12 protein-coding genes are annotated in these 11781 nt (G+C 75.0%); 8 read left to right on the forward strand and 4 right to left on the reverse strand.

Annotated elements, in window-relative coordinates:
• Together ACJTNH_RS20485 and ACJTNH_RS20490 are read right to left on the reverse strand one after the other, a co-directional pair.
• Nucleotides 1–811: trehalase-like domain-containing protein (locus ACJTNH_RS20485; protein WP_458179100.1), on the reverse strand; the 811-nt coding region annotated here is incomplete at its 3' end.
• Nucleotides 812–863: 52 nt separating this feature from the next.
• On the reverse strand, nucleotides 864–1757 hold the full coding sequence (locus tag ACJTNH_RS20490; protein ID WP_458179080.1) for an SDR family oxidoreductase: 894 nt from the start codon (nucleotides 1755–1757) through the stop codon (nucleotides 864–866).
• 124 nt (nucleotides 1758–1881) lie between these two features.
• Between ACJTNH_RS20490 and ACJTNH_RS20495 the strand changes: the two genes are divergently transcribed.
• The 8 genes from ACJTNH_RS20495 (at nucleotide 1882) to ACJTNH_RS20530 (ending at nucleotide 10618) form a co-directional block, all read left to right on the forward strand.
• Nucleotides 1882–2412 carry an NUDIX hydrolase family protein gene (locus ACJTNH_RS20495; RefSeq protein WP_222195382.1) on the forward strand — a complete coding sequence of 177 codons (531 nt, stop codon included), beginning with the start codon at nucleotides 1882–1884 and terminating at the stop codon, nucleotides 2410–2412.
• Nucleotides 2413–2538: 126 nt separating this feature from the next.
• Nucleotides 2539–4074, forward strand: a complete 1536-nt coding sequence (locus ACJTNH_RS20500; protein WP_458179082.1) for a DUF4407 domain-containing protein — start codon at nucleotides 2539–2541, stop codon at nucleotides 4072–4074.
• A 192-nt stretch (nucleotides 4075–4266) separates the two neighbouring features.
• Nucleotides 4267–4785 (forward strand): sigma-70 family RNA polymerase sigma factor, encoded by a 519-nt coding sequence (locus ACJTNH_RS20505; RefSeq protein WP_458179084.1) that lies wholly within the window; start codon nucleotides 4267–4269, stop codon nucleotides 4783–4785.
• Entirely contained in the window at nucleotides 4769–5833 is a 1065-nt protein-coding gene (locus ACJTNH_RS20510; RefSeq protein WP_458179086.1) for a hypothetical protein, read from the forward strand. Before ACJTNH_RS20505 ends, ACJTNH_RS20510 begins: the two co-directional genes overlap by 17 nt.
• Before the next feature lie 2 nt (nucleotides 5834–5835).
• Complete coding sequence (locus ACJTNH_RS20515; RefSeq protein ID WP_458179088.1) at nucleotides 5836–6864, forward strand: ABC transporter ATP-binding protein; 1029 nt, start codon at nucleotides 5836–5838, stop codon at nucleotides 6862–6864.
• Entirely contained in the window at nucleotides 6861–7718 is an 858-nt protein-coding gene (locus tag ACJTNH_RS20520; protein WP_458179090.1) for an ABC transporter permease, read from the forward strand. Before ACJTNH_RS20515 ends, ACJTNH_RS20520 begins: the two co-directional genes overlap by 4 nt.
• A 137-nt stretch (nucleotides 7719–7855) precedes the next feature.
• Entirely contained in the window at nucleotides 7856–9592 is a 1737-nt protein-coding gene (locus tag ACJTNH_RS20525; RefSeq protein WP_458179092.1) for a putative bifunctional diguanylate cyclase/phosphodiesterase, read from the forward strand.
• A gap of 12 nt (nucleotides 9593–9604) precedes the next feature.
• Complete coding sequence (locus tag ACJTNH_RS20530) at nucleotides 9605–10618, forward strand: LLM class flavin-dependent oxidoreductase (protein WP_458179094.1); 1014 nt, start codon at nucleotides 9605–9607, stop codon at nucleotides 10616–10618.
• A gap of 32 nt (nucleotides 10619–10650) precedes the next feature.
• On the opposite strand, the gene ACJTNH_RS20535 is transcribed toward ACJTNH_RS20530, so the two are convergent.
• Both ACJTNH_RS20535 and ACJTNH_RS20540 read right to left on the reverse strand, forming a co-directional pair.
• Nucleotides 10651–10839: a hypothetical protein gene (locus tag ACJTNH_RS20535; protein WP_458179096.1), complete on the reverse strand. Its 189-nt coding sequence runs from the start codon at nucleotides 10837–10839 to the stop codon at nucleotides 10651–10653.
• Between the two features lie 39 nt (nucleotides 10840–10878).
• Nucleotides 10879–11652: a thioesterase family protein gene (locus tag ACJTNH_RS20540; RefSeq protein ID WP_458179098.1), complete on the reverse strand. Its 774-nt coding sequence runs from the start codon at nucleotides 11650–11652 to the stop codon at nucleotides 10879–10881.
• Nucleotides 11653–11781: the final 129 nt, after the last annotated feature.

The raw sequence follows: 11781 nt of genomic DNA on the forward strand, positions 1-11781 counted from the left end.
GGTAGGTGGTTTCCACATCATGGGATTGTGTTAGGACCATGATCTCGCCGGCGGGGGGGGCGGGGGGCTGGGAGGGGCCCCCCCCCCCCCCCCTCGACCCGCTCTCGGCGTGGATGAGCAGCTTGAGCAGCAGCGTGCTGCGCCGCACGGCGTCGTCCCAGGGGCCGTCCCACTCGAAGGCGCGCATCCACGCCGCCCAGTTCCCGATCGTGCGGTCGACCCCGGCGTCGATCGCCTCGACCGGCGGCAGGAACAGCGGCTCCCGCTCGGTGGACACCAGTGCCAGCAGGTGCCGGGACCCGGGGCCGGTCGTGTAGTCCACGTCGATCCGCCGGTCACCGGCACGGACGTCGTCCGCCCCCGACGTGCGGACGGCGAGGGTGAGGTCGTCCACCCGCAGCACCGGGCCGTGCGCGGTCTGGTGCACCCACGGGGAGACGGTGTTCAGGCACGTGCCCGGGCGGACGGCGGCGCGCAGCCGCACCTCGCCGTCCAGGCCCTCGACCCGGCGGGCGAGCTCGGACCAGGGCAGCCGGCCGGCGATGCCGGAGTTCAGCGAGTCGGTGATCCGCACCCGGCCCGAGGCGGTGGTGAACGTCGTGGTCAGCACGTTGGTGTGCTCGACGTACTCGCGCTCGGCGGTGAACTCCTCGACCGGGCAGAGCTCGATGCAGCCGCCGCTCTCCGCGTCCAGCAGCGCGCCGAAGACGGCGTGCGCGTTCATCTCCGGCAGCGGCAGCCAGTCGATCCGGCCGTCCCGGGCGATGAGCGCGATGGTGCGGCCGTCACCGATCGCGGCGTAGGAGCGCAGGTCGGCGTAGCCGTCGGTGTCCCGCTCGTCGACCGGGCCTGGTGCTCAGCGGTCACGGCGTCGGCATGCCGCCGTTGACGTTGAGGGTCTCCCCGGAGACGTAGCTGGACTCGGGCGAGGCGAGGAAGACGTAGACCGGGCCGAGCTCGGCCGGCTGACCGGCGCGCCCGATCGGGGTCTCCTGGCCGAACTCCGGCAGCGCCTCGGTCGGCTGCCCGCCGGAGGCCTGCAGCGGCGTCCAGAACGGGCCGGGCGCCACCACGTTGACCCGGATGCCCTTGGGCGCGAGCTGCTGGGCCAGCGCCTTGCTCATCGTGTTGATCGCGGCCTTGGTGGTGGCGTAGTCGACCAGGCCCGGGGAGGGCTGGTAGGCCTGGATGGAGCTGGTGTTGATGATCGTCGCGCCGGCCGGCAGGTGCGGCAGCGCCTCCTGCACGATCCAGAACAGCGCGTAGACGTTGGTCTTGAAGGTCCGGTCGAACTGCTCGCTGATGACGTCGGCCAGGTCGTCGACGTAGGTCTGCTTGCCGGCGATGTTGGCCACGATGTCCAGCCCGCCGAGCTCGTCGACGGCGGTGTGCACCAGCGCCCGGGCGGCGGACTCCTCGGCGATGTCGGAGGGGGCCAGCACGGCCTTGCGGCCGGCCTCCTCGATCAGCTTGGCGACCTGCTCGGCGTCGGACTGCTCGCTGGGCAGGTAGTTCAGGACGACGTCGGCGCCCTCCCGCGCGAAGGCGATCGCGGCGGCGCGGCCGATGCCGGAGTCGGCGCCGGTGACCAGCGCCTTGCGGCCGGTGAGGCGGCCGGTGCCGCGGTAGCTCTGCTCGCCGTGGTCGGCGCCGGGCTGCAGGTCCTGCACGAGACCCGGGGCGTCCTGGGTCTGCTCGGGGAAGCCGTCGGTGCGGTACATCGTGGTCGGGTCGGTGAACGTGAACTGATCGGCCATGGCCCCGCCGTGCCCGATCCAGCGGGGGGCGACACATGCCCGGGGGCCGACGTGTGGACGCTCACGGGGGCGGGTCGGGCACGTCCGGGGTTCGGGTCGGGCCCGCGTCGGCTAGACAGGGCACATGACCGACGTGAACTTCACCGATGCCGGCTGGCTCTCCCGGGAGGACATGGACGCCGCCCGCGAGCGGTTGCCGATCCTCTACGTCGACGCCGTCCCGGTGCGGGTGGACGACCACGGCGTGGTGACCGCGGTCGGGCTGCTGCTGCGGATCGGCGAGGACGGCCAGGTCAAGCGGGCGCTGGTCTCCGGCCGGGTGCTCTACCACGAGCGGGTCCGCTCGGCGCTGCTGCGCAACCTGGAGAAGGACCTCGGCCCGCTCGCGCTGCCGCGGGTGCCGCCGGCGCCGCAGCCGTTCACCATCGCCGAGTACTTCCCGACCCCGGGCGTCACGCCGTTCCACGACCCGCGGCAGCACGCGGTGTCGCTGGCCTACGTCGTCCCGGTCGAGGGGGACTGCGCCCCGCAGCAGGACGCGCTGGAGCTGACCTGGGTGAGCCCGGAGGAGGCCCGCCGGCCGGAGGTGCTGGCCGAGCTGGCCAACGGCCAGAGCACCCTGCTCCTCCAGGCCCTGGCCCACCTCGGCGTCTGACCCGCGCCCGGCCATGTTCGCCAACATGGCCGGGTGGGGGGCCACCTCACAGGTGGGCGGCGGTACCGGCGGGGGGCCGGGCGGCCGATGACGGGTGGGTACAACTCGGCGAGAGGACCCCACCCCGTGCGCACCCGCACCCGCACCCGTTCCGGCGACCGGCTGGCCGTGCTGGCCGGCGCCCGCCTCGACCTGCTGCGGGTGGCCCCCGGTGCCCGAGCGCGGTTCATCGCCCTCGGCGGGGTGCTGATCTCCACCGGCGCGCTGGCCGCGCTGTCGATGGCGTTCGCGCTGCACATGGCGCTCGGTGCGCCGTGGGTGGTCGCCGTCCTGGTCGGGCTGGGCTGGGGTCTGGTGATCCTGAACCTGGACCGGATGCTGCTGGTCGGCATGTCGCACGAGCCGTCCTGGAAGCGGAACCTGGGCATGGCGCTGCCGCGGGTGGCGCTGGCCGTCGTCCTGGGCACGGTCATCTCCACGCCGCTGACGCTGCAGGTCTTCGGCAAGGAGATCGACGCGACGATCGTGACGATGCAGGCCGAGGCCGCCGAGGAGTTCACCGCCGAGCTGGACGCCGACGCCCGGTACGCCCAGATCCCCACCCTCGAGGCGCGGGTCGCCGAGCAGCAGGCGGTGATCGCCAGCGGCGGCACCGCCGACCCGAACACCGACCCGCGGGTGGTCGCGGCGCAGGCCGAGCGGGACGCCAAGCAGACCGCCTTCCAGACCGCGGTCGACCGGTTCGCCGAGCTGCAGGCCAAGGCCCAGTGCGAGCTGGACGGCAGCTGCGGCTCCGGGGACGTCGGCCAGGGCGCGGCCTACTTCGCCGCCGCGGCCGCGGCCACCCAGCAGGGCGGCGTGCGGGACGCGGCCAAGGCCGAGCTCGACGCCGCCGAGGCCGAGCTCGCCCGGGTGCGCACCGACGCCGGCGAGGCCGCGGCCAGCGCCGACGCCCGCAGCGTCGCCCTCGCCCAGGCCGACCTGGTCACCGACAAGGCCGAGCTGACCCGGCTGAACGAGGCACGGCGGGCCGAGCAGGCCGCCTTCGACGCGGAGAACTCCCAGAGCGACGGCATCCTCGCCCGCCTGGAGGCGATGGACCGGCTGTCGGCGGAGCGGCCGATGGTCGGCACCGCCCACCTCATGCTCTTCCTGCTCTTCCTCAGCGTCGAGATCCTGCCGGTGCTGATGAAGGCGCTGCTGAACATGCAGCTGCCCAGCGCCTACGACCGGCTGCTCAAGGTCCGGGACGACGAGGAGGTCGAGGCCGAGGAGATCCGCCGCGACGGCCGGCAGCGGGCGCAGCAGGCCCGGGCCGACCTGATCGTCGCCGCAGAGACCGACCGGATGGCCCGGGAGATCCTCGACCGGGAGAACGCCGCCCGCGAGGAGGCCGAGCGCGCCGCGGAGCGCAGGGCCCGGCGCAAGGAGGCGCGCTCGCTGCGCCGCCTGGTCCGGCTGGTCACCGGCCGGGCACCGGCCGCCCAGCCCGTCCCCGCGCTGGTCGAGCCGACGCTGGAGACCCGTGAGCCCACCCTGGACACCGGTGAGCTGGAGGCCATGATGGCCGCGCCGTCCGGCGTCAGCCTGTACGGGACGACGACCGTCCCGGCGCCCCGCCCGGCGGCGGAGCTGCTGCAGCCGATGCCCGAGGCGCGCTGACCACCGAGAGACCACCGACACGGCCCCCGCAGATCATCTGCGGGGGCCGTGTCACATTCCAGGCGCCGGCGGTGCTGTAGAGACATGGAACTGATCAGGCACGGGGGAGCGCGGTCCGCGGCCGTCCTCGCCGCCCCCGGAGCGGTCGGCGGGATCTCGGCCGGACGGGTCGCGGGGAGGGAGCGGGAAGCGGTGTTCCGTTCGTCTCCCGGTGCCGTGCGCGCCGACCTCGAGGACGTGTTCCGCCGCGACTACGCCCTCGTCGTCGGGGTGGCCACCCGCGTGCTGGGCTCCCGTGACCAGGCCGAGGACGTCGCCCAGGACGTCTTCCTCTCCTTCGGGCGCTCCGCGGTGCCGGCGGGTGAGGCGCGCGGCTGGCTGTCCGTGGCCGCCGCGCACACCGCGCTCAACCTGCTCCGCTCCGGGCGCCGCCGCGCGTCCCGGGAGGAGTTCTCCGCCGTCGCGCAGGACGCCGTCGTCTCCGACGTCGCCGACGCGGTGGTGACGCTGGAGGAGCGCCGCCGGGTTCGGACGGCGCTCGCCCGGCTGCCCCGCACCCAGGCCGTGGCCCTGGTGCTGCGGCACAGCGGCCTGAGCTACACCGAGGTCGCGGCCGCCCTCGACCTCTCCCCGGGCAGCGTCGGCACCACCGTGCGGCGCGCCGAGTCCGCTCTTCGCAAGGAGTTGAACCGTCATGCGTCATCCATCTGACGGCGTGCTGCGCCGGCTGCTCGACGAGCCCGCCGGGATCTCCGACGCCGACCGCGCGCACCTGACCGGCTGCCCGCAGTGCCTGGACACGCTGGCCACCATGCGCACCGACGCCACCGCCCTCGACTCGGCGCTGGCGCCGCAGGGCACCCCGGACGTCGACGCCGCCTGGCGCCGGCTGTCCGCGGCCACCGCCGAGCCGGAGCGGGTGGCGACCCCCCGCCGGTCCCGCCCCGCGATGCGCCGTCCGGTGGTCGCGGCCGTCGCCGCCGCCGTCGTGCTCACCGGTGCCGGCACCGCCGCCGCCAACGACTGGCTGCAGATCTTCCGCACCGAGCAGGTGCAGCCGGTGGCGCTCAGCACCGCCGACCTGATCGCGCTGCCCGACCTGAGCGCCTACGGCGACGTGGTGGTCACCGGTGACGGCGACCTGCGCACCGTCGACGACGCGGCGGCGGCCGAGGCCGAGTCGGGTCTGGAGCTGCCGGAGGTGGCCGACCTGCCGCGCGGCATCAGCGGTGAGCCGACCTACCAGGTGGGCAGCGAGATCAGCGCGACGTTCACCTTCTCCGCCGACCGCGCCGCCCAGGCGGCGGCCGCGGCGGGGGAGACCCTGCCGCCGGCGCCCGCCGGGCTGGACGGCGCCACGGTGCGGATGGTCGCCGGCCCTGGCGTCGCCCAGGCGTGGGAGTCCTCGGCCGGGGTGCCCGCCCTGGTCGTGGGGCGCGCGGTCGCCCCGACCGCGTACTCCTCCGGCGTGCCGTTCGAGACGCTGCGCGACCACCTGCTGTCGCTGCCGGGCCTGCCCGACGACGTCGCCGCGCAGCTGAGCCAGTTCACCGCGGACGGCGGCACGCTGCCGCTGCCGGTGCCCAGCGACCGGGTCAGCACCTCGACCGCCGAGGTGGACGGCGTCCAGGCCACCGTGCTGGAGCTGGCCGACGGCTCGATGTCGGCGGTGGTCTGGGTCGACGAGGGCGTGGTGACCGCGGTCGCCGGGTCGCTGGACACCGACGAGGTGCTGTCGGTCGCCCAGGGCCTGCGCTGAGCATGGCGGCCGATTCCACGGCGAACGCCCCGGCCGGAGCCGCTTCGGCCGGGGCGTCCCCGGCCGGGGACGCCGCGCGGCAGGCGGCGGCGCAGCTGGTCGCCGACCTGCCGCCGGCGCCCGCGGTCTGGGCCTCCGGGCTGCGCAAGCGCTACGGCAGGCGCCAGGCGGTCGAGGAGGTGTCGCTGCAGGTCGGCCGCGGCGAGGTGGTCGGCCTGCTCGGCCCGAACGGTGCCGGCAAGACCACGGTGATCAAGATGCTGCTCGGGCTGGTCACCCCGGACGCCGGCGAGGCGATGCTGTTCGGCTCGCCCTCGGCCGACCCGGCGTCCCGGACGAAGGTCGGCTACCTGCCCGAGCTGTTCCGCTACCAGCCGTGGCTGTCCGCCGCCGAGGTGCTCGCGCTGCACGTGCGGCTCTCCGGGGTCTCGGTGCCGGCGGCCGAGCAGCGGGAGGTGCTGGCCCTGGTGGGGCTGGCCGAGCGCGCCGGTGACCGGGTGGGCGGCTTCTCCAAGGGGATGCAGCAGCGGCTGGGCCTGGCGGTGGCGCTGGTGGCCCGGCCGGAGTTCGTGGTGCTCGACGAGCCGACCAGCGCGCTCGACCCGCTGGGCCGCGCCGACGTGCGGGACATCGTGCTGTCGCTGCGCGAGCGCGGGGTCGCGGTGCTGCTCAACTCGCACCTGATCGGTGAGGTCGAGCGGGTCTGCGACCGGGTGGTGATCCTCGACCGCGGCCGGGTCGCCACCTCCGGCACGCTCGACGAGCTGCTCGGCCAGCGCGAGGTGCGGCTGGAGCTCACCGGCGTGACCCCGGCGGCGCAGGCGCGGCTGTCCGCGACCAGCCTGGTCGAGCGCGAGGGCGACTGGTTCACCGTGGCGCTGCCCGCGGAGGACGCCGGGGACGCCGTGCCCGACCTGGTCGGTGACCTGGTCGCCGCCGGCGTCCGGGTGCACGCGGTGGAGCCGGTGCGGATCAGCCTGGAGGAGCGGCTCTTGGGCATCCTGCGCGCCGCCGCGGAGGACCGGGCATGAGCACCGCGCGGACCGTGCTGACCATCGCCGGGCTCACCCTGCGCGAGGCGTCCCGGCGCAAGGTGCTGCGGGCGCTGGCCGGGCTGACGGTCGTGCTGCTGGTGCTCAGCGCCTGGGGCTTCTCCCGGCTGTCGGCGGAGTCGGAGTTCGGCACGCTGACCAGCGGCGAGGCCCGGCTGGTCGCCTCCCAGCTGCTCAACCTGGTGATGTTCGGCCTGAGCCTGATCGCCGCGCTGGGCACCGCGTTCCTGGCCGGCCCGACGCTGTCGGGGGAGATCGAGTCGGGCATCTCGCTGTCGCTGCTGGTCCGCCCGGTGCGGCGCTGGGCGGTGCTGGCGGGCAAGTGGCTGGGGCTGGCCGCGTTCGGCAGCGGGTTCGTCGTCCTGGCCGGGCTGGCGCAGTGCCTCGTCGTCCAGGTGACGGTCGGCTACTGGCCGCCGCAGCCGGTGGTGGCGCTGGCCCTGCTGGCCGCGCAGACCGTCGTGCTGCTGACCCTGGGGCTGCTGCTGTCGACGGTGATCTCGCCGATGGCCTCCGGGGTGGTCGCGGTCGGGCTGTTCGGCGCGACGTGGATCGCCGGGGTGGTCGGTGGCATCGGGGAGGCGCTGGGCAACGACGGCGTGGCCCGGGTCGGCACGATCTCCCGGATGTTGCTGCCCACCGACGGGCTGTGGCGCGGGGCGATGCACGCCTTCCAGGACCCGGCGGCGCTGCTGCAGTTCGGCCAGGAGATGGCGGGCTTCCCGTTCCTGAGCGAGGCGCCGCTGACCGCTGCCTACCTGGCCTGGGCGGCGTTCTGGGTGCTGATGATCTGGGGCCTGGCGGCGCTGTCGTTCCGCCGCAAGGACCTCTGAGGCCGTCCGCCGCTGCGGGCTGGGCCCGAGATGACCGGGGGCCTCACCCGCGGGGGTGACGACCGAGGGCCCGTGGGTGCGCGATCGCTGCAGTCGGCGCGCCGGTCGTTCGATCAGAGGTCATGCGGATCAGTCGGATGGCACCCGAGGTGGCCACGCCCCGGGTGGTCGCCCGGACCGCCGGCCTGCTCACGGCGCTGGGCGGGGTGGCGGCGGTGGCCCTCGTCCTCGGTACACCGGCTGGCCTGGCCCACGTGCACCCGGCCGTGGCCGCACTGGGACCCGGGACCACGGTCGTGGGGCTCGCGGTCATGCGCTGGGGCAGTCGGGTGCCCCTGGTCTTCTACCGGGTGCTGCTCGCCGTCGGATCGGTGGGCATCGGCGTGTTCGCCTGTGCCTCGCCCACGGCCACCGGCGCGGTGGCGGTCCTGGGGCTGATGAGCTTCGCCTCGATGGACGCGTTCCTGTTCTTCCCGCTCGTGTGGGCCGTCGGCTTCCTGGGGGAGCTGCTGGCCATCGGCACCCTCGTCGTCGTGCTGCGCGGCGACATCGCGATGGGCCCCGCCGCCGTCCTCGGGCTGCTGGTCATCGGATCGGCCGGTGCCATCGGCGTCCTGGCGCAGCGCGCCGCCAGCGCACACGAGGACGCGCTGACCGGCCTGGTCAACCGGCGCGGCTTCGACGAGGCGCTCGAGGCCGCGGTGCGCGTGGCGGTCCGCGCCGGTGTCCCGCTGTCGGCTGCGCTGTTCGACCTCGACCACTTCAAGGCGGTCAACGACTCCCGCGGCCACGCGGCGGGCGACGAGGTGCTGAAGAACGTGGCCGGGACCTGGCGGTCGCTGCTGCCGGCCGGTGCCGTCCTGGCCCGGCACGGCGGGGACGAGTTCTCCCTGCTCATGCCCGGACTCGGCGGCGACGCAGCCCTGGCGGCCGCCGAGCAGCTGCGTGCCGCGCTGCCGGGGATCGGCACGTCGGTGGGAGTCGCGCAGCTCCTGCCCGGGGACTCGCCCGCGGACCTGATGCGGCGGGCGGACTCCGCGCTGTACCGGGGCAAGTCCCTGGGGCGGGGCCGGACCGAGCTGGACTCCGGCGGACCCAGCCCGCTGGCGCGCGACCTGGCGGCCGCGCTGGCCGGAGCCGACGCGGGTGGGCTGAGCGTGCACCTGCAGCCGATCGTCAGGTTGGCGGACGGCGAGGTGGCCGGCGTCGAGGCGCTGGTGCGCTGGCACCACGCCGAGCGCGGTCCGGTGCCACCGGTGGAGTTCGTCCCGGTCGCGGAGCGGGAGGGCCTGATCGGGCAGCTGGGTGCCTTCGTCTGGGCGGCGCCCTGCCGCGACGCCCGGACGCTGTGCGAGGCCACGGGACGTGACCTGTTCCTGACCGTCAACGTCTCCGGCTTGGAGCTGGACGACGTCGCGTTCCCCGGGCAGGTGCTGCACGTCCTCGCGCAGACCGGCTGGCCCGCCGAACGCACCGTGGTGGAGGTGACCGAGAGCCTGGTCGAGGCGGAGTCGACCCGGTCGGTGCTCGCCCTGCACGTGCTGCGCGAACACGGGCTGCAGGTGGCGATCGACGACTTCGGCACCGGCTACTCGGCGCTGTCGCGGCTGGACACGCTGCCCGCGGACCACCTCAAACTGGACAACTCGTTCGTCTCCTCGGTGACCACCTCCGATCGGCGGGCCCGGCTGCTGCGCAGCGTGGTGACGCTGGCCGACGCGCTGGAGCTCACGCTGATCGCGGAAGGTGTGGAGACCACCGAGCAGGCCCAGGCGCTGACCGAGCTGGGCTGCCCGTTCGCCCAGGGCTGGCTCTTCGGCCGGCCGCAGCCGGCGGCCGAGCTGGTGGCCACGCTGGCACCGGTGGCGGCCTGATCTGATGTGCCCATGCCGCAGCCTGGGGTGCCGCTGGAGAAGCTGGGTTTCCTGACCATCGGTCTGTTCGACGAGGCCGATCCGGCCGCCGGGCACGAGACGACGCTGCGGGTCATCGAGCTGGGGGAGCGGCTGGGCTTCGACAGCGCGTGGCTGCGGCACCGGCACCTGCAGTACGGCATCTCCTCACCGGTGGCGGTGCTGGCGGCGGCCACCCAGCGGACGTCGCGGATCGAGCTCGGCACGGCGGTGACCCCGCTGGCCTGGGAGAACCCGCTGCGGCTGGCCGAGGACCTGGCGACCGTCGACGTGCTCAGCGGTGGCCGGCTGAACCCCGGGGTGTCGGTCGGCCCGCCGATGCACTGGGACGACGTGAAGGCCGCGCTCTACCCCGACACCGCCGAGGTGGAGGACTTCTCCTACGAGCGGGTGGCCCGGTTCCTGCGCCTCGTCGCGGGCTCGGCTGCCTCGTCCTTCCGCGGGCGGGAGGGTGTGGTCGAGGAGTGGTCGGATCGGGTGCAGCCGTACTCACCCGGGTTGCGGTCGCGGCTCTGGTACGGCGGCGGGTCGCTGCGCTCGGCGCAGTGGGCGGGGGAGAACGGGATGCACTTCCTGACCTCGTCGGTGGTCAAGCCCGAGGCATCGGAGGACTTCGCCACCGAGCAGGCGCGGCAGGTGCAGGCGTTCAAGGCCGCGAACCCGGCCGGGCGGGTGTCGCAGGGGCTGGTGGTCATCCCGACCGACTCGGCCACCCCGGCGCAGCGGGCACGGTACGAGGCCTACGTCGAGGCGCGGACGCCGCGGACCCGGTCACCGCAGGGCCCGGCGCGGATGATGTTCGCCGCCGACCTGATCGGGACGGCGGAGCAGATCGCCGAGCAGCTGCACGCGCACGCCGGCTTCCGCGAGGTGACCGAGGTGGCGTTCGCGCTGCCGTTCAGCTTCGAGCACGAGGACTACGTGCAGATCCTCACCGACACCGCCGAGAAGCTCGGCCCGGCGCTGGGCTGGTCGCCGGCGGGCTGAGTACGGCCCGTTCTCGCTGGCCCCTGCTGTGCTCAGTCGAGGGGTGTGGCGACCCAGTTCGCGGTGTGGTCGTCGGCTGCGCGGTGGCAGGTCGGGCAGGCGTCGGCGGTGGTGTTGCCCTCGGCGGTCAGCCGACGGCGCAGCCGCCGCATCGAGGGCTCGCCGCCGGTGAGGTCGGCCAGCCAGCTGTCCAGCGCGTCGTCGGTCCGGGTGGTGCTCATGCCCTCTGTCATCGGCAGTCGCCCGGGCCGGTGGGACCCTCAGCGCTCGCGGACCAGCAGCGGCTGGGCGACCTCGCCGATCGCGCCGCGGGTGTCCGACAGCGTGCCGGAGCACAGCCCGAGGCCGTCGTCGGTGAGCTGGCTGCGGCAGGAGAGGTGCACCCACTCGCCGTCCGGCTCGCGGGTGAGGTGGGTGGTCATGCCCGGCGGGATGGACAGCCAGCTGCTGATCGGCAGCTCGGCGGACAGGCCGTTGGCGGCGTCGGCGGCGATGAGCGCGCGGTCGGTGCCGGTGAGCTCCTGGCCGGCGATGAGCGGCACGCGCACCCGGGTCCAGACGTCGGCCGGGCCCTGCCGGTCGGGGGAACCGGCGGTCCAGCGCCAGTCGAGGGCCTCCCCGTAGCCCCAGTCGGACAGGTGCGGGAGGAAGTGGTCGTTCTCGGCCGGGACGGCGGGCGGCGGGGTGAGCTCGGTGACCACCGGCGGCGTCGGCCCGGTGGCGATCGACCAGACCCGGGCGACGGCGACGGTGCGCCCGTCGACGCTCATCGTGGCCTCGGTGAGGTCGATCCGCCGGCCCGGGCGGAGCGGGGAGACCTCGACGGTGAGCTCGCGGCGGGGGATGGCGCCGTAGAAGTCGACGCTCACCCGGGCGGCGCGCAGCTGCTCACCGGTGGCGCTGATCGCGAGGTGGGCCAGCAGTGCGGACGGCGGCCCGCCGTGCTGGGCGGTGGTCTCCCAGGGGCTCTCGGTGGCCCGGGTGGGGGAGTAGCGATTGTCGCCCAGCGGCAGGTAGAAGGCCTCGACGTCCACACCGGCAGTCTCGCCGACGCCCCTCGAGGGGGGGGGGGGGGGGGGGGGGGGGGGGGGGGGGGGGGGGGGGGGGGGGGGGGGGGGGGGGGGGGGGGGGGGGGGGGGGGGGGGGGGGGGGGGGGGGGCGCG

Source organism: Modestobacter lacusdianchii (assembly GCF_054177765.1).

What these genes read in the sequence shown, in the direction of transcription:
- ACJTNH_RS20525 (WP_458179092.1), top strand. Translation starts at nt 7,856, where the DNA reads ATGGCACCCGAGGTGGCCACGCCCCGGGTGGTCGCCCGGACCGCCGGC.
- ACJTNH_RS20490 (WP_458179080.1), bottom strand. Translation starts at nt 1,757, where the DNA reads ATGGCCGATCAGTTCACGTTCACCGACCCGACCACGATGTACCGCACC.
- ACJTNH_RS20510 (WP_458179086.1), top strand. Translation starts at nt 4,769, where the DNA reads ATGCGTCATCCATCTGACGGCGTGCTGCGCCGGCTGCTCGACGAGCCC.
- ACJTNH_RS20495 (WP_222195382.1), top strand. Translation starts at nt 1,882, where the DNA reads ATGACCGACGTGAACTTCACCGATGCCGGCTGGCTCTCCCGGGAGGAC.
- ACJTNH_RS20520 (WP_458179090.1), top strand. Translation starts at nt 6,861, where the DNA reads ATGAGCACCGCGCGGACCGTGCTGACCATCGCCGGGCTCACCCTGCGC.
- ACJTNH_RS20515 (WP_458179088.1), top strand. Translation starts at nt 5,836, where the DNA reads ATGGCGGCCGATTCCACGGCGAACGCCCCGGCCGGAGCCGCTTCGGCC.
- ACJTNH_RS20535 (WP_458179096.1), bottom strand. Translation starts at nt 10,839, where the DNA reads ATGAGCACCACCCGGACCGACGACGCGCTGGACAGCTGGCTGGCCGAC.
- ACJTNH_RS20530 (WP_458179094.1), top strand. Translation starts at nt 9,605, where the DNA reads ATGCCGCAGCCTGGGGTGCCGCTGGAGAAGCTGGGTTTCCTGACCATC.